A 23,441-nucleotide genomic window follows, 5' to 3' on the forward strand; every position below is an offset into this window, starting at 1 on the left:
CGAAAGGAATGACGACTTCTGGCGCCTGGCCGGGGAGTCGTGCTGAAACCCGGCACCGTGACTCGCCTGCTATTGCTCACTTCCCTGCTGGTGGCCTGCGCATGCGGCCACCCGCCCGTCAGGAGTTCTCCCGCCATGAGCCCTGAAACCGTCCAGGCCCACCACCGCGAGCTGCTGGAGCTCGAGCGCGCCGTCACCCAGGCCATCCAGGAGCGCAACGGCGCCCGGCTGCGCGAGCTGCTGCCCGAGGACTTCGTCTATCGCGGCCCGGGGGACGTGGAGACGGACCGCGCGGCGTTCATCACCAGCGTCGCCAACATCCCCGGCACCATCCTCGGCATCGAGATGCTCTCCCTGCGCGCCCATGTCTTCGGTGACACGGGTGTGCTGACGGGCGCCCAGCGGGCCCGCGTGCGCCTTCCCGACGGCACCGAGGTGACGGACGTGCAGACCTTCGCGGACGTCTGCCAGCGCCGTGACGGACGGTGGTGGATGGTCCTCGCGCACAGCCTCCCCGCCGCGCCCGAGGCTCCGTAAGTCGGGCAGTCCACGCTCGCAGGCAGTCTCGAGGCACCCACCCTTGAGTGGCCTGGAGAACTCTCACCGGAAAGAGGCCCCGGCCCGGCGCACGCGACAGCCCCTGCCAGTACACTCGCTTCCGTACGAGGGGGAGTGCTGTCATGTCGCAATCATGGGGGGAGCGCCGGTGGACGTTGCCGGCCGGGGGCGTGGACTGGCGGGTCGTCCCATCGGCCGGCCCCGAGGCGCGCGAGTCACAACGAAACCGGGTGCCGGAGGTCTTCATCACCTCCGCGCTCGAGCGCTGGCTGAGGACGCCCACCGCGCGCACGCTGCATGCCATGTACGAGGCGCTCGGAGGTGGCCCGTCGCTGGGCCACTCGCGCCCGGAGCGCGACCGGTACGAGCAGCGCCTCAAGCAGCGGCTCGCCGAGGCCTTCTCGCACGGAGAGCTGGTGGCCTTCGAGGTGGAGCGGCCCACGCTGGTGCCCGCGCCCTGGCCGGAGACACCCAGCCCGACGCCGGAGGAGACGCCCGTTGAAGCGCCGACGTGGCTGGTCATCGAGCTGGCGGACGACGAGGGCAAGCCCGTTCCCCACGCGCGCTACGTGGTGACGCTGCCGGATGGCAGCACCCGCGAGGGCACCCTCAACAAGCACGGCTACGCACGCGTGGACGGCGTGAATCCGGGGCAGTGCCAGGTGTCCTTCCCCCGCCTGGACGGACGCAGCTGGAGATGACGCCCCCCTTCCCCCAGGCGCATGGAGGCACGATGTCCACCACCCACGTCGTCAAGCAGGGCGAGTGCCTGCTGCTCATCGCGCGTCGCTACGGCTTCGCGGACTTCAAGCGCCTCTACGAGCACCCGGACAACGCGGCGCTGCGCGAGAAGCGGCCCAACCCCAACGTGCTCTACCCGGGGGACATCGTCGTCATCCCGGACATGAGCTCCGCGAAGACCCAGCCGAACGTCTCCACGGGAAGGGCCCACCGCTTCACCGTCAAGGCGGGGGCGCGCTACCTCCGGCTCGCGCTGAAGGACGCGGAAGGGGCTCCTCTCTGCGGCAGGCCCTATCTGCTCACCTTCGAGCAGGAGGTCATCGAGGGAAGCACGGACGACGAGGGCTTTTTGGAGACCAGGGTCCCGTTCACCGTCAGCCACGTGGAGCTGGAGTGCGAGGGCCTGTCCTGGGAGCTCGCGCTGGGCACGCTGCGCCCCATGAAGGACACCCCTGATGACGGTGTCTCCGGCGCGGAGTCCCGGCTCATCAACCTGGGCTATTCGCTGGAGCCCACGGGGAAGATGACGTTGGAGCTGCGCAGCGCCATTCGCGCCTTCCAGCACCGGAGCGGCCTGGAAGTCACCGGCCGCCTGGACGTGGCAACCCTGCAGAAGCTCGAGGCGCTGCACGGGAGCTGAGCCCGTTTCCGTGAGAGGTCCCGATGGCAGCCAAGGCCGCGAAGAAGAAGCCCACGAAGGACGCACCCGCGAAGGACGCTTCGAAGCAGGACACGCCGAAGAAGAAGGCGGATGCGGCAACGTCGCCGGAGAACCAGGCGCACCATGCGACGCTGAGGGAGACGGCATGTTCGGACTGCGCGGTGGGCCTGCTGAAGCAGTTCGCGAGCGAGAGCCTGCGGAACCAGAAGAAGCTCGACCCGGGCAACCACCGGTTCCACCTGCAGGATGACGAGGAGCTGGAGCTCTTGCGGACGAACCCGCTCACGCTCCAGCTCGTGGGCCTGCGCCGTGAGCGCTCCCTGACCAACCGGTTCGACGACCTGCTCGTCGTGCTCTACGACCCGGCCCTGCTGAAGGAAGGGGAGAAGACCGTCCTCGAGGCCGAGGGGCTCCGCGCGGAGAACCTGAAGGACGCGCAGGCGTATGTGGACGCGGTGCTCGCGGAAAAGGAATGGCCGGTCCCGAAGAACTGGCCGTTTCCCGGCGTGGACGTCTCGTGTCCGCAGTGCAAGCACTGGCGGGTGGCCGTCCTGCCCATCACCACCGAGCCCGGCTATGACAAGGACAAGCCCTTCCTGAAGGACGACAAGGGCAACAAGCTGCCCGACTTCGACAACCTCACCCTGCTCCCGCACGACGTGGGAGCCATCGCTCCCGGCATCTACAATGGGTATTACCGGGTAGGTATCCACAAGGGAGCGAGCAACCCGCCCACCTCCTACGCCGCGCTCCAGTTCGCGGCGCCCTCCATTCCCGCCCGGCGGCGCTATCCCGTCTCCGACTTCCTGAATGCCGCACAGGCCGCGCACGACTTCGGCCAGGACAAGGTCTTCTGCGCGAAGTTCGCCAGTGAGGACGCAGAGGCGCAAAAGGAGGCCCGCACGAAGCTGGAGGCGGAGCTCGGCGAGAAGCAGCCGCGGACGACTCGCAAGCAGAGAGAGGCCTTCGCGCTGGCAGTGGAGGCCGCGCTCGAAGCGCGGAACCTCGAGTTCTACAAGCCCCGGATTGCCGAGCAGCGAAAGCAGAGGGCCCGGGAGATGCTCGACGCCTGGGTCAATGGCTCCGCGGCGATGGAGTTGGAGCGGAAGATCGACGCTGGCGAGCGGTTCATCCGGCTCGAGGACGCCGGCGCGGAGACGCAGAACTTCGAGGCGGAAGACAACCAGGTGTCCCATCTGGAGGTGCTGGACGATGAGGAGGCGCCCATGAAGGTGGGCCTCCAGTTCGTCTTCAAGGCCCCATCGCCGCCTCCCGCGCAGCCGCCCGCGTCAGGCACGGCCCCCACGCCTCCGGCTCCCACCGCGGCTCCGGGCCTTCCCGCCGCGCCGACTCCACCTCCCCCGTCCAGGACACTGCGGCTGACGAAGGACCATGTGCTCGTTACCTTCGGAACCGCTGGCGCCACCAACATCCACCGCTCGGTCGACGGAGAAAGCGGTTCCTGGAGGCGGGGGCGCGAGGTGAACGACTTCTCCGAGGGGTGTCAGGTCTTCCGCTCGCCCGATGACTTCCGTGACTTCACGCGGCTGGCGATGCTGTCCAAGCGCGCGCACTGCCCGTCTCGCAAGGCGAGCTGCTGCGAGAAGCTCACGGTGGAGGACGTCGAGAAGGCCATCAGCCGGAAGATGACGGAGTTCCTCTGTAAGTGCCCCGGTGTCTTCGCTGTGGGAGCCAGACGCGCCATCACGGACGCCTTCACACCCCCGCCGCCACCTCCCCTCACCGAGACCGCGCCGGAGCCCGAGGCCGCCGGCGCTCCCACCGAGCCCGACCCGACGGCCGTCACTCCACCACCCGAGCCCGACCTGAAGTTCGTAGCGGCGGTCGAGAAGCTCTTGGATGAGAGAATCTCCAACGAGGGTTTCGACAAGAAGATGCGAGCCATCTTCTTCAAGGTCTTCCCGAACAAGACGTACGACAGCGCCGAGAACTTCGCGCTGTTGAAGACCTACACGCGAGAAGCAGTGCTCGCCGGACTGCTCCCTGAGGACGACGTCAAGAAAGCAGTCGAAGGCGCTCCCCAAGACCCGAAGGAAGCCAGGGCGTTCGATAAATCCCTTGAGAAGACCTTCAAGAACGCCATCCAGACGGGTCTGGAGAACCTGAGGACGAAGCTCACTGAGACCAAGGACGGGTGGGTCAAGGAGCAGCACGACTTCGAAATTCTTCAGAGGCTCACAGATTACCTGAAGGACGGACTGGAGCCCTGCGACTTCGGCGCGTGCGGCTTCAGGTTCGACTACATGCTGGCCGAGACGACCCGGGCCAACATGGAGGCGTTCGTGTCGAGGCTCGGCGGCCGGGAATGGAATGCGCTCTTCCCCGAGGATGCGCCCCCCCCACCGCCGCCCTCCCCCAAGCCCAAGAAGCAGCCTCCCTCCAAGTCAGCAGGGAAAAAAGGTAAGCCTCTTCCCCCTTCGGCCGGCGCCCCCAAGTAGCCCTGCACCTGGAGGCTCGCCAGAGACTCAGTCATCGGCAGTCTGCTCCCGGTACGGCACATCCACCCCGACTACGTGCCACCCGCCCTCGACCTGTGCCCAGTAGACCCGGAAGTTCGAGAACGAGTCAGGACCCTTGGGGGGAGCGATGGGGTCCAACACGTAGTTCTTTCCGCCCGGTGCCAGGATGAAGCGGAACAGCTCGCTCTGCAGGCTCGCGCCAGCAACATTCTCGGCAAGCTGGCGGCGATAGCGGCTCCACCCGCTCGTGACGTGATGCATGTTGAACTCCTCCTCCGGCAGGGGCAGCGGTCCGCTGTGGGGCACCCGCGAGTAGGACCGCAGCCAGGCCGGCACACCGCTTGTTTCAGGGGGTAGGAGCTCGAACACCAGGCTCGGGCTGCGCATGAATAGCGCAAGGGTGGGCGCCAGCTCGTTGCCGGTGCCCAAAAACGTTTCCATGGAGCGGTCTGGAGGACCGCGGAACACCGGGACGAAGCCGCCCAGGCACAAGTCGCGATACCTGCTCCCAGGCCACACCGTCAGCACCGTCAGCCGCGCCGACTTCACGGCGAACTGGCGCTGGTAGTCAACGTAGATGGCCCCGCCCGCCGGGAAGTCGCGAGGGAAGTCCAGCACGTAGTCCAGCTTGCGCCCCTCGGCGAGCTTCAGCTCCAGCTTCGCCTTCCTCGGACGCGCGTTGGCCTTGTAGAGCTTCGCCGACTTCGGGTTGCCCGGCGTCACCAGGAAGGAATGCACCGGCGTGTCCGGTGGGAAGCTCAGCTCCACCCACTCTCCAACGCCGCTGCCCTTCGCCCCTTCGGCCCAGATGGAGCCGGGGTCCTCGTCCAGCAGGTTGGCGAGCCCGTAGCGGCCAGGCGCCTTCGCATCCGCCAGCACCGAGGACGCCGTCACCGTGACGGGCACACCGTGGAGCGTCACCTCCACCCGGGCCGCATCCGACGGCCCTGCGTCGGGAGCCCCGACGGGGCCTGGTGCGGCCGAAGCGGCCTGCCCACCATCGGCGCCCAGGCCGCCCAGCACTGTCTGCCCGGCATCGGGGACGCCAGTAGGGCCCAGCCCTCCCGCGTCCGTGCGCCCCGCGTCGGCGGACTGTCCCCAGGCCCCCGTGCTCAGCAGCACGCAGCCCAGGATGACCCGCAGAGGGGCGCTCCCGCGCGTTCCACCCCTCCAGCCGTCATCGAACATGGGCGCTCCCTCTGTGACTCTGGACGTGGGGCGCCACCCCTCATTCAGCGGCGACCTGCCCGGCCCATCGTACGATTCGCCTCGGCGCAGCGCGAACGCGTCCCCCATACCGGGCCTCCACTACCCGCCAGGATGCGGACCCGCGGCACCTCCCGTTCGGAACTGCGCGCTGAAGCTCCAATCCTGCCCTGCCCACCAGGCCGGCTGCGGCGTCCCCCGGCGGACACGCCGCACGGCGGCAGAAATGCCTCGCGGAGCAGGTACGCCGTCCCCGAGCGCACACCCGCCCTGCCGAGTCGATACCTGCCGGACATGCAGGGCACACCGCGGCCCATGAAGCCGGTGCTCCCCTGCCTAGCTTGGGCGTCGGGGGGTATCCACATGACGTTCTTTCAGGGGGGGCGCCGGTGGATGCTACCAGCGCGGTCCTCGGATTGGCTCAAAGAGCCCCCGGCCCGGCGCACGCGACAGCCCCTGCCAGTACACTCACTTCCGTACGAGGGGGGAGTGCTGTCATGTCGCAATCATGGGGGGAGCGCCGGTGGACGTTGCCGGCCGGGGGCGTGGACTGGCGGGTCGTCCCATCGGCCGGCCACGAGGCGCGCGAATCACAACGAAACCGGGTGCCGGAGGTCTTCATCACCTCCGCGCTCGAGCGCTGGCTGAGGACGCCCACCGCGCGCACGCTGCATGCCATGTACGAGGCGCTCGGAGGTGGCCCGTCGCTGGGCCACTCGCGCCCGGAGCGCGACCGGTACGAGCAGCGCCTCAAGCAGCGGCTCGCCGAGGCCTTCTCGCACGGAGAGCTGGTGGCCTTCGAGGTGGAGCGGCCCACGCTGGTGCCCGCGCCCTGGCCGGAGACACCCAGCCCAAAGCCGGAGGAGACGCCCGCTGAAGCACCGACGTGGCTGGTCATCGAGCTGGCGGACGACGAGGGCAAGCCCGCTCCCCATGCGCGCTACGTGGTGACGCTGCCGGATGGCAGCACGCGCGAGGGCACCCTCAACAAGCACGGCTACGCACGCGTGGACGGCGTGAATCCGGGGCAGTGCCAGGTGTCCTTCCCCCACCTGGACGGACGCAGCTGGAGATGACGCCACCCTGCATCATCAACCTGGGCCATGCGCTGGAGCCCACGGGGAAGATGACGTTGGAGCTGCGCAGCGCCATTCGCGCCTTCCAGCACCGGAGCGGCCTGGAAGTCACCGGCCGCCTGGACGTGGCAACCCTGCAGAAGCTCGAGGCGCTGCACGGGAGCTGAGCCCGTTTCCGTGAGAGGTCCCGATGGCAGCCGAGGCCGCGAAGAAGAAGACCACGAAGGACGCTCCGAAGCAGGACACGCCGAAGAAGAAGGCGGATGCGGCAACGGCGCCGGAGAACCGGGCGCACCATGCGACGCTGAGCGAGACGGCCTGCTCGGACTGCGCGGTGGGCCTGCTGAAGCAGTTCGCGAGCGAGAGCCTGCGGAACCAGAAGCAGCTCGACCCGGGCAACCAGCGGTTCCACCTGCAGGATGACGAGGAGCTGGAGCTCTTGCGGACGAACCCGCTCACGCTCCAGCTCGTGGGCCTGCGCCGTGAGCGCTCCCTGACCAACCGGTTCGACGACCTGCTCGTCGTGCTCTACGACCCGGCCCTGCTGAAGGAAGGGGAGAAGACCGTCCTCGAGGCCGAGGGGCTCCGCGCGGAGAACGTGAAGGACGCGCAGGCGTATGTGGACGCGGTGCTCGCGGAGAAGGAGTGGCCGGCCCCGAAGAACTGGCCGTTTCCCGGCGTGGACGTCTCGTGTCCGCAGTGCAAGCACTGGCGGGTGGCCGTCCTGCCCATCACCACCGAGCCCGGCTATGACAAGGACAAGCCCTCGGCACGCGATGACCAGGGCAACAAGCTGCCCGACTTCGACAACCACATCCTGATCGAGGACGGCGTGGGCGCGATTGCGCCGGGCATCTACAACGCGCACTACCGGGTGGGACTCCACAAGGGTTCGCGCAACCCGCCCACCTCCTACGCCGCGCTTCAGTTCGCTGCACCCTCCATTCCCGTCCGGCGGCGCTATCCCATCGCCGATTTCCTGAAGTCCGCCCAGGCAGCGTACGACAGCGCCAAGGATGAGACTCTCTGCGCGGAGTACGCGACGGAGGATGCCGAAGCCCAGAAGGAGGCACGCACGAAGCTCGAGCAGGAGCTCGGCGAGACGATGCCTCGGAAGTCGGCCCGGCAGAAGTTGGCCTTTACGAAGGCGGTGGACACAGAGCTCTTGGCGCGGAACCTCGAGGTCTACGAGCCCAGGATTGCCGAGCACCGGAAGCAGCAGGCCCTGGCGGTGCTCAACCTGCTGGTCAATGGCTCGGCCAAGCAGAAGAAGATTGATGCCGCCGAGAGATTCATCCGGCTCGAGGACGCAAGCGGCGCGGAAACGCAGGACTTCGAGGCGGAAGGCAACCAGGTGACCCACCTGGAGATACTGGAAGACGACGCATCGCCCATGAAGGTGGGCCTCCAGCTCGTCTTCAAGGCCCCACCACCGCCTCCCGCGCAGCCCCCTGCGTCAGCCACGCCCCCTACGCCTCCGGTTCCCACCACCGCGCCGGCCCTTCCCACCGAGCCGGCTCCGCCTCCCCCGCCCAGGACCCTGCGGCTCACGGAGCGCGATGTGCTCGTCACCCTGGGCACCGCCGGCGGCACCAACATCCACCAATCCGAAGCTGGAGAGAGGGGAGCCTGGAGGCGGGGCCGAGAGGTGAATGACTGGTCCGAGGGGTGTCAGGTCTTCCGCTCGCCCCAAGACTTCCGAGACTTCATGCGGATGGCGATGCTGTCCAAGCGCGCGCTGTGCCCGTCACGACAGGCGAGCTGCCGCGAGAAGCTCACGGTGGAGGACGTCGAGAAGGCCATCGGAGTGAAGATGCTGGAGGTTCTCCAGAGCTGTCCCGACGACTTCGCCCCACCCGCGAGGGAGGCAATCACGGAGGCATTCACCCCGCCACCGCCGCTCCCTTCCACCGAAGCCACCCAGGAGCCCGAGGCCGCTTCACCCACCGTGCCCGACCCGAAAGTCGCCGCCGCGCCTCCCGTGCCCGACCCGAAGGTCGTCGCGGCGGTCGAGCTGCTCTTTGACGAGCACATCTCCGACAAGGATTTCGTCAGAGAGGTGAGGAAGACGCTGCTCAAGGTCTTCACCAAGAATAGTTACGACAGCACGACCAACTTTGAACTGCTCAAGGCCTACACGCGAGAGAAGGTCCTCGCAGCACTCGTCCCCGAGGAGAACGTCCAGAAGGCAGTCGACGGGAGTCCCCTGGCCCCAAAGGAGGCGAAGGCCCTCAGGAAGACCATCGACAAGGCAATCGATACGGGCACCGCCGACCTTCAGACGAAGCTCACCGAAGTCAAAGACGCCTGGGTGAAGGCCCAATACACCCGGGCAATCGCTGGACGGCACCAGTTGTTCCTGACGGAAGGACTCGAACCCTGCGACTTCGGCGCGTGCGGCTTCAAGTTCGACTACATGCTGGCCGAGACGACCCTAGCCGACATGGAGGCGTTCGTGTCGAAGCTCGGCGGCCGGGAATGGAATGCGCTCTTCCCCGAGGATGCGCCGCCCCCGCCACCCAAGCCCGCCAAGAAGGCTCCTTCCAAGCCACCAGCGAAGGGCAAGACAAACGTCCCCTCAGCCGGCGCGCCCAAGTAGCGACTCTTTCAAGGCCTTTCTTCCTCGTACGTCGCGTCCACCCCCACCACGCGCCACACGCCCTCGACCTGTGCCCAGTGGACGCGGAAGTTCGAGAAGGAGTCGGGCCCTTTGGGTGGACCGAGGGGGTCGAACACGTAGCCCTTTCCGCCGGTTGCAGGGGTGAGGCGGAACAACTCACTTTGTACTGCAGCACCGGCAGCCGAATTGCGGAGGACTGCGGTATAGCGGTCCCATCCCCTCAGGTGATGCATGTCGAACTCCTCCTCGGGCGGGGGCAACGACCCGTTGTGAGGAACCCGCGAGTAGGAGCGCAGCAAGGCCGGCACACCGCCTGACGCAGGTGGCAGCAGCCTGAAAACAAGACTCGGGGCGTCCATGAACTCCGCCAGGGTGGGCGCCAACTGGCGGCCTGTCCCCGGGAACGTCGGCAGGGAGCGCTCCTCGGGACCGCGGAACACCGGGACGAAGTCGCCCAGGCACAAGTCCCGGTACCGGCTGCCGGGCCACACCGTCAGCACCGTCAGCCGCGCCGACTTCACGGCGAACTGGCGCCGGTAGTGAACGTAGATGGCCCCGCCCACAGGGAAGTCGCGAGGGAAGTCCAGCACGTAGTCCAGCTTGCGCCCCTCGGCGAGCTTCAGCTCCAGCTTCGCCTTCCTCGGACGCGCGTTGGCCTTGTAGAGCTTCGCCGACTTCGGGTTGCCCGGCATCACCAGGAAGGAATGCACCGGCGTGTCCGGTGGGAAGCTCAGCTCCACCCACTCTCCAACGCCGCTGCCCTTCGCCCCTTCGGCCCAGATGGAGCCGGGGTCCTCGTCCAGCAGGTTGGCGAGCCCGTAGCGACCAGGCGCCTTCGCATCCGCCAGCACCGAGGACGCCGTCACCGTGACGGGCACACCGTGGAGCTTCACCTCCACCCGGGCCGCATCCGACGGCCCTGCGTCGGGAGCCCCGGCGAGGCCCGGTGCGGCCGAAGCGGCCTGCCCACCATCGGCGCCCAGCACTGTCTGCCCGGCATCGGGGACACCAGTGGGGCCCAGCCCTCCCGCGTCCGTGCGCCCCGCGTCGGCGGACTGTCCCCAGGCCCCCGTGCTCAGCAGCACGCAGCCCAGGATGACCCGCAGAGGGGCGCTCCCGCGCGTTCCACCCCTCCAGCTGTCATCGAACATGGGCGCTCCCTGTGACTCTGAACGTCCGGCACCACCCTTCATTCAGCGGCGCCCTGCCCGGCCCATCGTACGATTCGCCTCGGCGCCGCGCGAACGCGTCTCCTGTGTCGGGCCTCACTACCCGCCAGGGCGCGAACCCTCGGCACCTCCCGTTCGGAACAACGCGCTGAAGCTCCCGTCCCCCCCTGCCCACCGGGCCGGCTGCGGCGTCCCCCAGCGGACACGCCGCACGGCGGCAGAAATGCCTCGTGGTCCAGGCACGCCGTCCCCGAGCGCACACCCGCCCTGCTGAGTCGATACCTGCCGGACATGCAGGGCACACCGTGGCCCATGAAGCCGGTGCCCGCCCTCCTGCCTACCTTGGGCGTCGGGGGGTATCCACATGACGTTCTTTCAGGGGGAGCGCCGGTGGATGCTGCCGGCGCGGTCCTCGGATTGGCTCATTGTCCCGGCCATCCATGACGAGGCGCGCCAATCCCAGCGCAACCGCGTGCCCGACGTCTTCGTCACCACGTCGCTGGACGCCTGGCTGGCGACACCCGCCGCGCGCACGCTCCACGCCATGTACCAGGCACTCGGCGGAGGCCCGTCGCTGGGACTGTCCCGCCTGGAGCGCGGCCGCTACGAGCAGCGCCTCAAGCAGCGGCTCGCCGAGGCCTTCACCCGCGGCGAGCTGGTGGCCTTCGAAGTCGAGCGCCCCACGCTCGTCGCCCCGCCGTGGCCGGACACCCTCATCCCGCTGCCAGATGAGCGGCCCATCGAGGAGCCCACCTGGCTGGCAATCACTCTCAAGGATGAACAGGGCCAGCCCGTGCCCCATGCGCGCTACGTGGTGACCCTGCCCGACGGCAGCACGCGTGAGGGCGTCCTCAGCAAGAACGGCTACGCGCGCGTGGACGGAGTGAATCCCGGCAAGTGCCAGGTCTCCTTCCCCGACGTGGACAGCCAGTGCTGGAGCTGAGCGCCGGGACTACGCGCGCGCCATCACGGCCTCGACGTCCGAGGCTTCCTTCGGGATGGCGGCCGTGAGCACCTCGTGGCCCGTCGCCGTGACGAGCACGTCGTCCTCGATGCGGATGCCCCGCACGTCCGAGTAGCGCGCCAGCACCTCGCGGTTCAGCCGGTCCCCGGCCCGCGCGGTGAGCCGCGCGTCCCCCAGGATGCCGGGCACCTGGTAGAAGCCCGGCTCAATCGTCACCGCCATGCCGGGCTCCAAGTCCCGGTCCAGCCGCAGGTACCGGTGGCCGAACTCCTGGGAGCGCGTGCGGCCCGGCGCGTAGCCGGCCCTGTCTCCCAGGTCCTCCATGTCGTGCACGTCCAGCCCCATCAGGTGGCCGATGCCGTGGGGGAACAGCAGCGCGGTGACGCCGTCCACCACCAGCTCCTCCACGTCGCCCCGGAGGATGCCCAGCGCCACCAGCCCGCGCGCCATCTCCCGGTGCGCGGTGAGGTGCACGTCGCGGTAGCGCACGCCCGGCCGCACCGCGGAGATGCTCGCCTTCTGCATGCGCAGCACCACCTCGTACAGCTCGCGCTGCGTCGTGCTGAAGCGCCCGCTCACCGGCCACGTGCGCGTCACGTCACACGCAAAGCCGCCCGGGCTCTCGCCGCCCACGTCCGCCAGCAGCAGGTCTCCCTCGCGCAGCGCGTGGTGGTACTTGAGGTTGTGCAGCACCTCGCCGTGCACCGTGACGATGGGGCAGTACGCCGGGCGCACGTCCCGCGACAGGAACTCCGCCTCCATCGCCGAGCGCACCACCGCCTCCAGCAGCCCCGGCCGCGTCGCGCGCATGCCCGCCAGGTGAGCCGGCGCCGTCACTTCCGCGGCCTTGCGCAGCTGCGCCACCGCCGCGTCGTCATGGCGCAGGCGCAGCGCCACCATCGCCTCCGCCAGCGGCTCGTCCAGCGGCAGCAGCTTCCCGGGCCGCACCTCGCGGCCGAGCAGCCCCGCCACCTCCATGCACGTCTCCAGGTCCGGCGTGGGCAGCGTCGCCACGGCGCGCCCCTTCAGCGCCGCGGGCAGCTGCGCGCGCGCGCGCACCGTGCAGCCCGTGCGCTCCGCGATTTCCGCGAAGCCGGGCACCGCGCCGTCCCACAGCGCGTCGTCGGGGCCGGGCTCGGGCAGGTACAGCGTCCAGCCCTGGCCGTCGTAGAAGCCCATGCCGTCCGGCGCCGCCAGTCCGAAGAGGTAGAGGAAGTGGCTGGACGCGCGGAAGGGGAACTGGTCCGCGGCGTAGTTGCGCGGGCGCGGGCGGCTGGACGCGAGCACGGCCGGAGTCGAGCCCAGGGCGCGCGCCAGGTGCTCACGCCGCCGCGCGAGGGCGGCGCGCTCGGAAGGGTCGGGAAGCATGGATGGGGAACTCCAGCTCAGGCGCCCAGCGGGCGCTGGGGCAGCAGCTTGAAGAGGAAGGCCAGCAGGTCGTCGAAGTGGCCGCCCTTGTGGAACACCGCGTCCACCGGCATGTCTATCTTCCCGTCGTGGCCGGTGACGAAGACCACCTTCGTGCGCGGCATGTGGTGGCGCACCAGCGGAATCAGCCCGGTGCCGAAGCCGTCCCCCAGGCTCTGGTCCAGCAGCACCGCGTCATAGGCGCGGGGGCGCGTCAGGAGATTCGCGGCCTCCGAATAGGAGCCGGCCGTGACGACCGCGAAGCCCGCGTCCTCCAGCAGCGCCGCGAGCGTCATCCGGTTGGACGGGTCGTCCTCCACCAGCAGGAGGCAGCGCCCGAAGGTCCAGCTCGTCTCCATCACTTGCTCCCCTGATTCAGGTCGCGGCCCACCGGCCGCGAGCCGGCCCCCACATCAGGCCCTGTGAAGAGGACTTCCACGAACGTGCCCGCCGAGGGGCCCGCACCCAGCTCCACCTTCCAGCCGTGCCGCATCGCCATCCGGTGGACGATGCTCAACCCCATTCCGGCGTGGCCAGGCCGCGTCGTGAAGAAGGGCTCGAAGGCCCGCGAGTACGCCTCCGCCGCCAGCCCCTCGCCCGTGTCCTCCACCCGCAACCCCACGCCACCTTCTTCTTCTTCATCCCACGTGCGCACGGTGAGCGTCCCGCCGCGCGGCATGGCCTCCACCGCGTTCTCCACCAGGCAGCTCACCAGCACCGCCAGGTCCTCCACGTCCAGCTCCACCTCGCCCGTGTCCTTGAGCTCGCGCACCACCTGCACGTCGTCGGGCAGGCCCGCCTGGGACAGCGCCCGCTCCACGCCCGCATGGGGGTGGCACCGGGGCCGGGGGCCCGCCGCCGTCTGCGGCGCGCGCTTGGACAGCAGCTCCTCCGCGGCGGCCAGCTCCTTCTCGATGAGCTCGAAGAAGGTCGCGACGCGGGGGTCCGTCGTCCACGTCTCCGTCTTCTTCATCTGCCGCATCAGGTAGAAGGACGCATTCCGGATGCTCGCGAGCTTGTTGCGCAGGTCATGCCGCAGCGTCGACGACACCACATCCGCCACCGCCGCCCGCTCTCGCGCCTGCAGGTCTCCGCGCCCCATCCGTCAGTTCCTCGCGCCGTAGGGCCCCTGCGGTCGACCGCGCACCCGGGCAATGGCCTGCACCAGCTCCCGCAGCGGTACCGGCTTCGTCATGCACACCACGGCGCCCTGCGCCGCCACCCGCCGCAGCATCTCCGGCACCACGTGCCCGGACACGGCGATGACGGCCACGGACAGGTCCGCCTCACGCACCTTCGTCACCAGCTCCGGCCCGCTCATCTCCGGCATCACCAGGTCCAGCACGCACACGTCGAAGGCGCCGGAGCGAAGGGACGCCAGGGCCTCCTCGCCGCTGTACACGGCCCGGGCCCGCAGCCCCACCGTGCTCAGCGCGCGCACCATGCCCCGGGCCACCTGCTCCGTGTCGTCCACCACCAGCACCTGGGGTGCGCGCACCGCGCGCAGCACCGTGTCCAGCGCGTGCGCCACGTCGAAGGGCTTGGGCAGCACGGTGAAGGCGCCTTCTGCCAGCGCGTCGTCCACCAGCTCTTCCGCGGTGAAGGCCGTCATCAGCACCACCGGCATGTCGGGGCGCTCCTGCTTGATGCGGCGCAGCAGCTCCACGCCATGCAGGCCCGGCATGCGGATGTCCGTCAGGACCACATCCACGGGCTGCTCGTTCAGCACCCGCAGCGCGTCCTCGCCCGAGGAGGCCTCGAGCACGGTGTGGCCTTCCAGCTCCAGGTTCGCCGCGAGGGTGATGCGAAGCGACTCCTCGTCGTCGACCAACAGGATGCGAGCGGGGCCCACTGCCACTTCCTCCATCACGCGGCCTGTGCCGCCGCGGACAAGGGGAGCTCGATGATGAACTCGCTGCCCCGACCCGCTTCGCTGCGCACAGAGATTGTGCCCCCGTGACGTTGCACCATGTTGGCGACAATCGCCAGTCCCAAGCCGGTTCCCCGCGTCTTGGTGGTGAACAGGGGCTCGAAAATCTTCGGAAGCACGTCCGGGGGGATGCCCGAACCGTCGTCCACCACCCGGACGAGCCAGGGCTTCGACTCGCCTCCTTCCGCCAGCACTGAAACCTCCCCGTTCCGGCCCGGAGGCATGGCCTCCACGGCGTTCTGGACGAGGTTCACCAGGACCTGCCGGAACTGCTCCTTGTCCAGGTTGGGGACGGGCAGCGACTCGGGGACGCCGTTGATGATGCGCACCCCCTCCCGCTGGGGAACGACGCTGAGCGCCTCGTCCACCAGCGGCCGCAGCGGGCAGGGCTGGAGGGCGGGGGGGCGCTCGCGGGCGAAGTCGAGCAGGTCGGAGATGATCTTCGCGCAGGCGTTGAGCTCGCGCTCCATGACGCCCAGGAACTGGGGGACGCGGGGATCATCCGCCGCGCCAGCCGGGTCCCGGGTCAGCTTCCGTGACAGGTAGGCGTGCGCGTTGCGGACGGCACCCAGGGGGTTGCGCAGCTCGTGGCCCACGCTGGCGGCGAGCTGGCCCACGGCCGCCAGCTTCTCCACCCGGATGAGGTGCTCCTGGAAGCCGCTCAGCTCCTTCAGCGCCCGGTCCAGCTCGCGGGCCTTGGCGCCCTCGCGCTCACGGGCCAGCTCCAGCTCCGCGCGGCGCGACGCCACCTCGCGCAGCTCGTGCATCATCCCCCGGAAGGCGAAGAGCAGCAGCAGCACGAAGGTGCCAATCCAGAAGCCGTGCTCCAGCAGGCGCCACCACTCCGGCTGGGCCACGCCGTAGATGGACTCCGGCCAGATGCGGCCGCGCAGGAGGTGGTCCGCGGCGAGGGTGAAGCTCGCGGACGCCAGCACCCACGGGTCCCGGTACATGGCGAGAATCGCCATGGAGACGAGCACGTGGAAGTGCGTCTCGATGCGGCCACCCGTCAGGTGGACCAGCAGCGCGGACCAGAGCACCTGCGACACCGCGATGACGTGACGAGTGACCACCGCGCCGGGGCGCCAGCGCGCCAGCGCCACGGGGAGGACACAGAGGGCCCCACCCACGAGGAGGGCGGTGGGGACGAAGGGGGCGTGGGCGGCGCTCGGCCTTCCGTGCCAGCCGTGGGGCGACCAGAACCACGCCAGGACGATGGCGAAGACCCACTGCCCCAGCATGCCGCACGCGAGCAGCCGGTCCATGCGGCAGTGCACCCGTGCCAGGTGCTCCCGCAGCAGCAGCTCCGAGCGCTCGAGCAGCGGCGACGTGCGGCCTTCTTCCTCCACCTGCGATTGAGTCATGGGATGCCTCCCGCCCGGAGTCCGAGCGGGTCCCTCCACAACGCACAACGCGTGTCAGCGCGTCCAGGTGCACCGGCCCGCGCGGCGCCATCATGCCCCCATGCCTCCACGGCGTGCCGTGCCGGGGGGATGCCTGCCTGCTCCCGTGCCAGGAGTCCAACACCTGGGAGGGTGGCGAGGCCCTGCCCGGCGGACTTCCCGAGGCGGGGAGGCGGTCTCACCGAGCGCCTCGCTTGCGCTCCGCCAGGCCGGAGGTGATGAGGTTCATCTCGCGCTTGAGGCGTGAGGCCTCCGCCGCGCGGCGGATCATCGAGATGAGGTCCTGCGGCTGATAGGGCTTGAGGACCAGGTAGAAGAGCGTCTGGGCCTGCTGCTGGTCCTTACGGTCCAGGTACTCGCGGTAGCCGGTGACGAGCACGCCGGCGAGGTGCGGGTGCAGCACCGTCGCCTCGCGCAGCAGCTCGATGCCGTTCTTGCCCGGCATGTGGAAGTCGGTGCAGACGACGTCGAAGTGCTGGTGGGCCAGCATCCGCAGCGCGGCGCCCGCATCACGAGCGGTGTGGACCGAGAAGTCTTCGGAAAGCACGGCCGCGGTGGTGACGAGGACAGGCTCCTCGTCGTCCACCAGCAGCACCTGGAGGCGCTGGGCATTCATGGCGTGGGAAGACGCACGATAGCGCCCGCGGGCCACACTCCGTCAGGGGGTGGGCACCGATTGTTGGGCCCATGGCTGCCCCCCTGCTCACGGGTGCCGGATATGGGCACCTCTCCCTACACGGAGCTTCAGTTTCCGTGGTGCGCGTGCAGCGCCTCCGCGTAGTGCTGGAGCTGACGCCGTGCGGCGTCGAACGCGTCCGTCACCGCCTGGTAGGCGTCCTCGTGTCCGGGGCGGGCCTCGGGGTCCCTGGCCGCCACGATGTTCCTTCCTGGCACGCTCAGGTCCACGCGCACGTGGAAGTGCTTGCCGTGCTGCTTGTGCCGGTGCGGCTCCTCCACCACCACGTGGCACCCGACGATTCCGTCGAAGAACTGCTCCAGCTTCTCGGCGTGGTCGCGGATGTGCTCGTTCAGGGCTTCACTGGTCTCCATGCCCCGATAGGTGATCTGCAGCGCTCGCTTCATCGTCGGCCTCGGGTCGTGCCCCGCTTGGGGCTTCGGGTTGCACCCCTTCCCATTGCATGGACCCGGCCAGCGCCAACTCCGCGGAACTCCGACGCACGGCGCTCCCCACCCCGCGAGTTTTGCGGCGAAAAGGGGGCAGGGGCGCAGCGGATGCGGGGCCCAATGCCCCGGCGGCCTTCCTTCAGCTCGGTGCGGGGATGGGGGCGCGGCCCGGCTCCACGGCTTCACCCGCGGCGCTGGGGAACTGCACCCCCTCCTCACGGTCGGCATGCGCCTTCATCGCCCGTTCCTCCGCGCGGGCGCGGTGCAGTCCCGAGCCGAGCCACTCATAGGCCCGGTGCAGGAAGGACGACGCGGCGGACAGGGCGAACACCGTGCCCAGCCACCGCGCCTGGCGCGGCGCCACGGCATGCGCGGCCATGAAGCCCGCGGCCACCCACGGGCCCAGGCAGAAGGGACAGCCCAACAGCTGCCCCAGCGCCTTCTGCATCCCCGTGCCGCGTGAGGTCTCCTCCACCTCACCCGCCGTCGAGTCCTCCTGGAAGCGGACGAACGGCGCGCGCAGGACGCTCGTCACCCGGTCCTTTCCCAGCAGCCGAGTCAGCGAGTGCGTGGCCACGCCGTACAGCGCGACGTCGCCCAGGTCCCACCGCTCCGGCAGGCGCGGGCGCCGGCCTCGCGCGGTCCACCCGAGGAAGCCCGCCACGGACACGCCGTAGGCGCTCATGAGCACCGCGTAGGAGCCCAGGGGGTGATGCGCTTCGTCATATCCGGCGAACAGGCCGGTCTCCTGCGGAGCCTTCATGGGACGGGTCGCCTCCGAGTGGTCTCCCAAGACTGCGCATCCCACCAGGCGAGCCCAAGCGCGGGCGAGCGGACAGCCAGGCACTCGTCCCGCGCGCCCCTCTTGAGAAGCACTCGGTCCGCGCCCTGCTCAGCCCTCCGCGTCCACGTCGAGCACCGCGGCGCCGCGCACGTGGCCCTCTCGCAGGGCCGCCAGGGCCTCGTTGGCGGCGGACAGCGGAAACACCTGCACCTCGGTGCGCACCGGCACGCTGGGCGCGAGCGCGAGGAAGTCCAGCGCGTCCGCGCGCGTGAGGTTGGCCACCGAGCGCACCACCCGCTCCTCCCAGAGGAGCGAATACGGAAACGCGGGGATGTCACTCATGTGGATGCCGCCGCACACCACCACGCCGCCCCGGTCCACGGCGCGCAGCGCGGCGGGCACCAGCGCGCCCACGGGAGCGAAGAGGATGGCCGCGTCCAGCGGCTCCGGCGGCAGCATGTCCGAGCCTCCCGCCCACTCCGCGCCCAGCTCCCTCGCGAACCGCTGGACCCGGTCATCGCCAGGATGCGTGAAGGCGAAGACGCGCCGCTTCCGGTAGCGCGCCACCTGCGTCACCAGGTGCGCCGCGGCACCGAAGCCGTACAGGCCCAGCCGCTCGGCCTCGCCCGCGAGGCGCAGGCTCCGGAAGCCGATGAGCCCCGCGCACAGCAGCGGCGCGGCCTGGACGTCGGAGTAGCCGGAGGGAAGGGGGAAGCAGAAGCGCTGGTGCGCCACCATGAACTCGGCATAGCCGCCGTCCACGTGGTAGCCGGTGAAGCGCGCCTGGTCGCACAGGTTCTCCCGCCCGGCGACGCAGAAGCGGCACTGGCCACAGCTCCAGCCGAGCCATGGCACTCCCACCCGCGTGCCCACGGAGAAGGCCGTCACGCCCTCCCCCGCGGCCACCACCGTGGCGACGACTTCGTGGCCCAGCACCAGCGGGAGCTTCGGGTGGCGCAGCTCCCCGTCCACCACGTGCAGGTCCGTGCGGCACACGGCACAGGCCCGCACCCGCAGCAGCAGCTCCTCGGGGCCCGGGCTCGGGAGGGACAGCCGCTCCTCTCGCAGTGGCTGCCCGGGTGCTCGCAGCACCATCGCCCGCATGGTCGCGTCCACGGTGGCTCCCTGGCGCCTCGCGCTCGCGGGCGCTCACGGGAGAACATGGGGACGGCCGGGGCCTCCGGGGCAACCGCCCTCTCGTACCGGGCGAACGGGCGAAGGAGGGCACCGCCTGGAAGCGGGCCCTCCCGCCTGGGAAGTCACCTCAGAGCTGGATGCCCGCGAGCAGGCCCGGCCACGTGCGCACGACGGTGCGGCCGCCGTCCGAGACCTCCGTCCACTCGGGGCCGAGGCCTCCCACCTCGGACCAGCGGTCGCTGCCGTCCCAGGTGACGAGCGTGTTGCCGGTGACGCCAGCGAAGATGGCGAAGCGCCGGGCCACCTGCCAGCCGGCCATCACCCGGAGCTGCCCGAGCACGTGCTGGTTCTCCGAATCATGGAACCAGTGCTTCGAGTGGAGGCTGCTGCCCACCACGTCGATGTCGACATAGAAGCGGTCCAGCGGGATGTGCCCACCGAAGCCCACGCCGACCGTGTAGCGGCGGCGGTCTCCATCCAGCGACGGCGTGAAGCCCGCCGTGAGCAGCGTGTACAGGTGACGGCCGCCCAGCTTGACGCCGACGTTCGTCAGCGACACGTCGCTGCTCCACACCTGCACATGCGCCTGGCCATTGCCGACGAAGCTCAGCAGGCCCACCGACTCGCCCTCCGTGTGGCCCGCCACGTTGACGAGCCCCACCTGCGCGCCGTCCACGCGGCCCGCCACGTTGACGAGCCCCACCTGCGCGCCGTCCACCTGGCCGCCGACGTTGATGAGGGAGAGCTGCCCGCCAGAGAGGTGACGCGCGTAGCTGATGCCCGAGGACAGCTGCACGCCGGACATCTCGCCGGCCACGTTGATGCCCGCCGCCGCCTGGAGCCCGCGCACCGGCCCCGTTGCCACGTTGGCGCCCACCGCGAGCTGCGTGCCCACCACGCCGCCCGTCGCGATGTTGGCGCCCACGCCCAGCTGCGCGCCACTCACCGGGCCCGCCACCGTGTTGACGCCGACGCCCAGCTGCGCGCCCTCCATCCTCCCCTTCACCACGTTGATGCCCACCGAGGACTGGATGCCGAGGAAGTCACCGCCGGCCACGTTGCCGCCCACGGAGAACTGCCCGCCCGTCACCGGCCCGCGCGACACGTTGGCGCCCACCGCGAACTGCGCGCCGTTCAGCCCGGCGCTCACCCAGTTGGCGCCGATAGCCAGGGCCACGCCGTCCACCCGCTTCGCATGCGTGGCGACGAGGCCGATGGCCACGGTGTTGACCACGTTGCTGGTGTGCATGCCCGACGTGCTCAACCCCGGCACCAGCGTGAGGCTGAAGGGGATGTGGACCTCCGGCGCCTCCGCCTCCGCCTTCGCCTCCACCGGAGCGCCAGCGGCCTGTGCCGTGGAGCCCGCGCTCACCGTGCCGCCCACCGCTGCGTCCACCAGCGGGGGCGCCGCCATCACGCGCTCGGTGCCGGGGCCGTCGACGGCCGGGGCCGCCACCGCGCCCGCCTTCTCCTCCTGGCGCGCCGGAGCCCTGGGGGCCTGCTCCGCATCGGGGGCCTGCACGGCCGCCTTCGGCTCCTCGGCGCCGGCAGAGAACGCCACCACCGCCGCCACGACCCCTGCACATACCGAGACCTTGCGCTTCATCGCCTGGACCTTCCTGAGAGTGTTCCGAAAGCGGCCCGGTCCGCACGGTGCGGACACTGGAGCCATGGAGCTTCATCGGGGGACGTCTCCGCCCCGCTCGTGGAAGGAAACACCGGCACCTCGCGGAACTGTCACCGGCCCTGGTGCGGGCGAATCCCCCCCGGAGAACTGTCACCTGGCCACCGCCCGCGCCTCCCCGCCCGCCCGCCCGGAAGTCCCGGCGCTACGATGCCGCGCCATGCGCCCGGTCCCTCCCCCCGCTCCGGCCCAGCCCCGGCCCGCCACGTCCCGCCGTGAAGTGCTCGCCGCGGGCCTCGGAGGCCTGCTGCTCCCCAGCCTCGCCTCGGCCCAGGCCGCACAGCCGTCACCGCCCGCGAAGGCCGCCCCGCCCGCGAAGCCCACGCCCCCCACGAAGCCCACCCCCGCAGGAGACGCGATGCTCACCCGCTCCATCCCCAGCACGGGCGAGGCGCTGCCCGTCATCGGCCTCGGCACCTGGCAGACGTTCGACGTGGGCAACACCCCGGCCGAGCGAGGCCCGCTGGCCGAGGTCCTCCGCCGCTTCCTCGACTCGGGCGCGCGCCTCATCGACTCGTCGCCCATGTACGGCCGTGCGGAGGAAGTCACCGGGGACCTGCTCACCACGCTGGGCGAGCTGAAGAAGCCGTTCCTCGCCTCCAAGGTGTGGACCACCGGCAGCGCCGAGGGCCTGTCGCAGCTGAAGGCCTCCGTGCAGCGCATGGGCCGCGGACGCATGGACCTGATGCAGGTGCACAACCTGGTGGACTGGCGCACCCAGCTGCCCGTGCTGCGCGAGTGGAAGGCCGCTGGCCGCATCCGCTACGTCGGCGTCACCCACTACTCGCGCGGCGCCTTCGATGACCTGGAGCGCTTCATCCGCGAGGAGAAGCTCGACTTCGTGCAGCTGCCCTACTCGCTCGCGCAGCGCGACGCGGAGAAGCGCCTGCTGCCCGCCGCCGCCGAGCACGGGGTCGCCGTGCTCGTCATGCAGCCCTTCGCCAGCGGCTCGCTCTTCCAGAGCGTGCGCGGCCGCAAGCTGCCGGAGTGGGCCTCGGAGTTCGACTGCACCAGCTGGGCGCAGTTCTTCCTCAAGTTCATCCTCGGCCACCCCGCCGTGCACTGCCCGCTGCCGGCCACCAGCAAGCCCGACCACGTCGCCGACAACCTGCGCGCCGGCTTCGGAAGGCTGCCCGACGAGAAGCAGCGCGCACGCATGGCGCGCGCGCTCGAGGGCTGACCGTGCCCTACAGGTCCGGGTCCGGCGTGTACTGGAGCTCACCGGTGGGCTCCAGCACCAGCCCCGTGCCCGGCTCGCCCGCGTCGTCGTCCCGGCCCACCTCCAGCACGGAGTCCGCCGCGTCCCACTGGCCCAGGTAGTACTCGCCGCCCGCGGCCATGCACGCGCGCCCCTCCGACACCACCGTCTCCACCACCTCCTGCCTGTCACTGGTGGCGCGCAGCAGCGTCCACGACTTGCCGTCCTCCTTGAAGCCCGCCACCAGTTCCTTCAGCTCGTCGTCGAGCGGCGCGCCGTCCGGCAGCGTCTGCCGCTCCCACTTGCGCGGCTCCTTCTGCGGCTGCCGCGCCGTCCATGCGCGCGCCAGCTCCATCACCTTCTCCTCCGCCGCGTCCTGGAGCCCGTGCATCTCCTCCGGCAGCTCGATTTCCTCCAGCGCCAGCAGCGCCGTCTCCAGCTGCAGTGCCTTGAGGCTCCACTCGTTCAACGCCGTCTTCAGCATCCGGTCACCCTCGCTGTTCCGCCCGGCCCCGGGCCGGAATTCGCCGCACCTGGAGCCACCTACCACACCGCCTGCCTGCCCTGGCGCCGGGCAGCCTCGCCGTCCATGCCCCCTGCCCACCGCACGACCTACCTTCAGGGCCCAGGGAGGCAGGAATGGCCAGGAAGACCAAGGACACCCAGGACGTCGTCGAGCACTTCGGAGACCTCATCAAGGGCATCAAGGTCGCGATGATGACCACCGTGGAGGAGGACGGCAGCCTGCGCAGCCGTCCCATGTGGACGTACGAGCGCGACTTCGACGGCGAGCTCTGGTTCTTCACCCGCGAGCACTCAGCCAAGGTGAGCGAGGTGGAGCATGACCACCACGTCAACCTCGCGTACTCGGACCCCACCAAGGACCGGTACGTCTCCGTGAGCGGCCGCTGCCGGCTGGTGCATGACAAGCAGAAGGCCCGCGAGCTGTGGAACCCCACCCTCAAGGCCTGGTTCCCCGACGGCGTGGATGATCCGGAGCTCGCCCTGCTGTGCGTCCGCGTGGAGCGGGCCGAGTACTGGGACACCCCCAACAGCCGCATGGTGCAGTTCGCCGGCATGGTGAAGGCCGTCCTCACCGGCAAGACGTACGAGCCCGGCGACAACCAGAAGCTCGACCTGGGTGACGCCCCCCTCTCCCACTGACGCCGGCTCCCGGGCCCCAGCCGGGACTCCACCCGCATATAAGGAAGGGCGCGCCACCATCATCCGGGGTTCCGCCCTTCCCTCGACTTCCGGTTGCGCCAGCGCCTCGGCGGCGCCATCTCTGGGCGCAACCG

Annotated in this window: 23 protein-coding genes; 10 read left to right on the plus strand and 13 right to left on the minus strand. The window is 70.1% G+C overall.

Going from position 1 to position 23,441, the window contains the following annotated elements; genetic code table 11:
- Positions 1-135 precede the first annotated feature (135 nt).
- The 4 genes from LXT23_RS03485 (at position 136) to LXT23_RS03500 (ending at position 4,419) form a co-directional block, all read left to right on the plus strand.
- Positions 136-537, plus strand: a complete 402-nt coding sequence (locus LXT23_RS03485; RefSeq protein WP_253978622.1) for a nuclear transport factor 2 family protein — start codon at positions 136-138, stop codon at positions 535-537.
- A 143-nt stretch (positions 538-680) separates the two neighbouring features.
- Entirely contained in the window at positions 681-1,259 is a 579-nt protein-coding gene (locus LXT23_RS03490; RefSeq protein WP_253978623.1) for a carboxypeptidase regulatory-like domain-containing protein, read from the plus strand.
- 32 nt (positions 1,260-1,291) lie between these two features.
- A complete protein-coding gene (locus LXT23_RS03495; protein ID WP_253978624.1) occupies positions 1,292-1,939 on the plus strand; it encodes a peptidoglycan-binding protein in 648 nt (215 codons plus the stop codon).
- 23 nt (positions 1,940-1,962) lie between these two features.
- Positions 1,963-4,419, plus strand: coding sequence for a hypothetical protein (locus tag LXT23_RS03500; RefSeq protein WP_253978625.1), 2,457 nt, complete (start codon positions 1,963-1,965; stop codon positions 4,417-4,419).
- Between the two features lie 27 nt (positions 4,420-4,446).
- On the opposite strand, the gene LXT23_RS03505 is transcribed toward LXT23_RS03500, so the two are convergent.
- The gene (locus LXT23_RS03505; RefSeq protein ID WP_253978626.1) at positions 4,447-5,628 is read right to left on the minus strand and encodes an NADase-type glycan-binding domain-containing protein; all 1,182 of its coding nucleotides are present in this window, start codon (positions 5,626-5,628) and stop codon (positions 4,447-4,449) included.
- Between the two features lie 515 nt (positions 5,629-6,143).
- On the opposite strand from LXT23_RS03505, the gene LXT23_RS03510 reads away from it, so the two are divergent.
- The 3 genes from LXT23_RS03510 to LXT23_RS03520 are packed head-to-tail and all read left to right on the plus strand — an operon-like array spanning position 6,144 to position 9,321.
- Positions 6,144-6,722, plus strand: coding sequence for a carboxypeptidase regulatory-like domain-containing protein (locus tag LXT23_RS03510; RefSeq protein WP_253978627.1), 579 nt, complete (start codon positions 6,144-6,146; stop codon positions 6,720-6,722).
- Positions 6,719-6,889, plus strand: coding sequence for a peptidoglycan-binding domain-containing protein (locus tag LXT23_RS03515; RefSeq protein ID WP_253978628.1), 171 nt, complete (start codon positions 6,719-6,721; stop codon positions 6,887-6,889). The genes LXT23_RS03510 and LXT23_RS03515 overlap by 4 nt, the downstream gene beginning before the upstream one ends.
- Positions 6,890-6,912: 23 nt before the next feature.
- The gene (locus LXT23_RS03520) at positions 6,913-9,321 is read left to right on the plus strand and encodes a hypothetical protein (RefSeq protein ID WP_253978629.1); all 2,409 of its coding nucleotides are present in this window, start codon (positions 6,913-6,915) and stop codon (positions 9,319-9,321) included.
- Between the two features lie 8 nt (positions 9,322-9,329).
- Here the strand turns inward: LXT23_RS03520 and LXT23_RS03525 are convergent, their stop codons facing one another.
- Positions 9,330-10,493 carry an NADase-type glycan-binding domain-containing protein gene (locus LXT23_RS03525; RefSeq protein WP_253978630.1) on the minus strand — a complete coding sequence of 388 codons (1,164 nt, stop codon included), beginning with the start codon at positions 10,491-10,493 and terminating at the stop codon, positions 9,330-9,332.
- Between the two features lie 382 nt (positions 10,494-10,875).
- Here LXT23_RS03525 and LXT23_RS03530 point away from each other — a divergent pair, with 382 nt between their 5' ends.
- A complete protein-coding gene (locus LXT23_RS03530; protein WP_253978631.1) occupies positions 10,876-11,454 on the plus strand; it encodes a carboxypeptidase-like regulatory domain-containing protein in 579 nt (192 codons plus the stop codon).
- A gap of 9 nt (positions 11,455-11,463) precedes the next feature.
- Here LXT23_RS03530 and LXT23_RS03535 read toward each other — a convergent pair whose 3' ends face one another.
- From LXT23_RS03535 to LXT23_RS03580, 10 genes are all read right to left on the minus strand, one after another.
- Positions 11,464-12,843, minus strand: a complete 1,380-nt coding sequence (locus LXT23_RS03535) for an aminopeptidase P family protein (RefSeq protein WP_253978632.1) — start codon at positions 12,841-12,843, stop codon at positions 11,464-11,466.
- A gap of 17 nt (positions 12,844-12,860) precedes the next feature.
- Positions 12,861-13,241, minus strand: coding sequence for a response regulator (locus LXT23_RS03540; protein ID WP_253978633.1), 381 nt, complete (start codon positions 13,239-13,241; stop codon positions 12,861-12,863).
- On the minus strand, positions 13,241-13,984 hold the full coding sequence (locus tag LXT23_RS03545; protein ID WP_253978634.1) for an ATP-binding protein: 744 nt from the start codon (positions 13,982-13,984) through the stop codon (positions 13,241-13,243). The genes LXT23_RS03540 and LXT23_RS03545 overlap by 1 nt, the downstream gene beginning before the upstream one ends.
- Before the next feature lie 3 nt (positions 13,985-13,987).
- A complete protein-coding gene (locus LXT23_RS03550) occupies positions 13,988-14,752 on the minus strand; it encodes a response regulator (protein WP_407692863.1) in 765 nt (254 codons plus the stop codon).
- A complete protein-coding gene (locus LXT23_RS03555; RefSeq protein ID WP_253978636.1) occupies positions 14,749-16,176 on the minus strand; it encodes a sensor histidine kinase in 1,428 nt (475 codons plus the stop codon). Before LXT23_RS03555 ends, LXT23_RS03550 begins: the two co-directional genes overlap by 4 nt.
- A gap of 217 nt (positions 16,177-16,393) precedes the next feature.
- Positions 16,394-16,831, minus strand: a complete 438-nt coding sequence (locus tag LXT23_RS03560; RefSeq protein ID WP_253978637.1) for a response regulator — start codon at positions 16,829-16,831, stop codon at positions 16,394-16,396.
- Positions 16,832-16,959: 128 nt separating this feature from the next.
- A complete protein-coding gene (gene hpf / locus LXT23_RS03565) occupies positions 16,960-17,298 on the minus strand; it encodes a ribosome hibernation-promoting factor, HPF/YfiA family (RefSeq protein ID WP_253978638.1) in 339 nt (112 codons plus the stop codon).
- Between the two features lie 181 nt (positions 17,299-17,479).
- Positions 17,480-18,103, minus strand: a complete 624-nt coding sequence (locus tag LXT23_RS03570; protein ID WP_253978639.1) for a DUF1360 domain-containing protein — start codon at positions 18,101-18,103, stop codon at positions 17,480-17,482.
- A gap of 129 nt (positions 18,104-18,232) precedes the next feature.
- A complete protein-coding gene (locus LXT23_RS03575) occupies positions 18,233-19,240 on the minus strand; it encodes a zinc-dependent alcohol dehydrogenase family protein (RefSeq protein WP_253978640.1) in 1,008 nt (335 codons plus the stop codon).
- A 148-nt stretch (positions 19,241-19,388) separates the two neighbouring features.
- Complete coding sequence (locus LXT23_RS03580) at positions 19,389-20,867, minus strand: LA_2272 family surface repeat-containing protein (protein WP_253978641.1); 1,479 nt, start codon at positions 20,865-20,867, stop codon at positions 19,389-19,391.
- A gap of 238 nt (positions 20,868-21,105) precedes the next feature.
- On the opposite strand from LXT23_RS03580, the gene LXT23_RS03585 reads away from it, so the two are divergent.
- Positions 21,106-22,125 carry an aldo/keto reductase gene (locus tag LXT23_RS03585; RefSeq protein ID WP_253978642.1) on the plus strand — a complete coding sequence of 340 codons (1,020 nt, stop codon included), beginning with the start codon at positions 21,106-21,108 and terminating at the stop codon, positions 22,123-22,125.
- Between the two features lie 7 nt (positions 22,126-22,132).
- Here LXT23_RS03585 and LXT23_RS03590 read toward each other — a convergent pair whose 3' ends face one another.
- A complete protein-coding gene (locus tag LXT23_RS03590) occupies positions 22,133-22,627 on the minus strand; it encodes a hypothetical protein (protein WP_253978643.1) in 495 nt (164 codons plus the stop codon).
- A gap of 155 nt (positions 22,628-22,782) precedes the next feature.
- On the opposite strand from LXT23_RS03590, the gene LXT23_RS03595 reads away from it, so the two are divergent.
- Entirely contained in the window at positions 22,783-23,307 is a 525-nt protein-coding gene (locus tag LXT23_RS03595; RefSeq protein WP_253978644.1) for a pyridoxamine 5'-phosphate oxidase family protein, read from the plus strand.
- The last annotated feature ends 134 nt before the right edge of the window (positions 23,308-23,441 follow it).

It is taken from the genome of Pyxidicoccus xibeiensis (assembly GCF_024198175.1).
Taxonomy (GTDB): domain Bacteria; phylum Myxococcota; class Myxococcia; order Myxococcales; family Myxococcaceae; genus Myxococcus; species Myxococcus xibeiensis.

What these genes read in the sequence shown, in the direction of transcription:
- LXT23_RS03485 (WP_253978622.1), top strand. Translation starts at nt 136, where the DNA reads ATGAGCCCTGAAACCGTCCAGGCCCACCACCGCGAGCTGCTGGAGCTC.
- LXT23_RS03490 (WP_253978623.1), top strand. Translation starts at nt 681, where the DNA reads ATGTCGCAATCATGGGGGGAGCGCCGGTGGACGTTGCCGGCCGGGGGC.
- LXT23_RS03495 (WP_253978624.1), top strand. Translation starts at nt 1,292, where the DNA reads ATGTCCACCACCCACGTCGTCAAGCAGGGCGAGTGCCTGCTGCTCATC.
- LXT23_RS03500 (WP_253978625.1), top strand. Translation starts at nt 1,963, where the DNA reads ATGGCAGCCAAGGCCGCGAAGAAGAAGCCCACGAAGGACGCACCCGCG.
- LXT23_RS03505 (WP_253978626.1), bottom strand. Translation starts at nt 5,628, where the DNA reads ATGTTCGATGACGGCTGGAGGGGTGGAACGCGCGGGAGCGCCCCTCTG.
- LXT23_RS03510 (WP_253978627.1), top strand. Translation starts at nt 6,144, where the DNA reads ATGTCGCAATCATGGGGGGAGCGCCGGTGGACGTTGCCGGCCGGGGGC.
- LXT23_RS03515 (WP_253978628.1), top strand. Translation starts at nt 6,719, where the DNA reads ATGACGCCACCCTGCATCATCAACCTGGGCCATGCGCTGGAGCCCACG.
- LXT23_RS03520 (WP_253978629.1), top strand. Translation starts at nt 6,913, where the DNA reads ATGGCAGCCGAGGCCGCGAAGAAGAAGACCACGAAGGACGCTCCGAAG.
- LXT23_RS03525 (WP_253978630.1), bottom strand. Translation starts at nt 10,493, where the DNA reads ATGTTCGATGACAGCTGGAGGGGTGGAACGCGCGGGAGCGCCCCTCTG.
- LXT23_RS03530 (WP_253978631.1), top strand. Translation starts at nt 10,876, where the DNA reads ATGACGTTCTTTCAGGGGGAGCGCCGGTGGATGCTGCCGGCGCGGTCC.
- LXT23_RS03535 (WP_253978632.1), bottom strand. Translation starts at nt 12,843, where the DNA reads ATGCTTCCCGACCCTTCCGAGCGCGCCGCCCTCGCGCGGCGGCGTGAG.
- LXT23_RS03540 (WP_253978633.1), bottom strand. Translation starts at nt 13,241, where the DNA reads ATGGAGACGAGCTGGACCTTCGGGCGCTGCCTCCTGCTGGTGGAGGAC.
- LXT23_RS03545 (WP_253978634.1), bottom strand. Translation starts at nt 13,984, where the DNA reads ATGGGGCGCGGAGACCTGCAGGCGCGAGAGCGGGCGGCGGTGGCGGAT.
- LXT23_RS03555 (WP_253978636.1), bottom strand. Translation starts at nt 16,176, where the DNA reads ATGACTCAATCGCAGGTGGAGGAAGAAGGCCGCACGTCGCCGCTGCTC.
- LXT23_RS03560 (WP_253978637.1), bottom strand. Translation starts at nt 16,831, where the DNA reads ATGAATGCCCAGCGCCTCCAGGTGCTGCTGGTGGACGACGAGGAGCCT.
- hpf (WP_253978638.1), bottom strand. Translation starts at nt 17,298, where the DNA reads ATGAAGCGAGCGCTGCAGATCACCTATCGGGGCATGGAGACCAGTGAA.
- LXT23_RS03570 (WP_253978639.1), bottom strand. Translation starts at nt 18,103, where the DNA reads ATGAAGGCTCCGCAGGAGACCGGCCTGTTCGCCGGATATGACGAAGCG.
- LXT23_RS03580 (WP_253978641.1), bottom strand. Translation starts at nt 20,867, where the DNA reads ATGAAGCGCAAGGTCTCGGTATGTGCAGGGGTCGTGGCGGCGGTGGTG.
- LXT23_RS03585 (WP_253978642.1), top strand. Translation starts at nt 21,106, where the DNA reads ATGCGCCCGGTCCCTCCCCCCGCTCCGGCCCAGCCCCGGCCCGCCACG.
- LXT23_RS03590 (WP_253978643.1), bottom strand. Translation starts at nt 22,627, where the DNA reads ATGCTGAAGACGGCGTTGAACGAGTGGAGCCTCAAGGCACTGCAGCTG.
- LXT23_RS03595 (WP_253978644.1), top strand. Translation starts at nt 22,783, where the DNA reads ATGGCCAGGAAGACCAAGGACACCCAGGACGTCGTCGAGCACTTCGGA.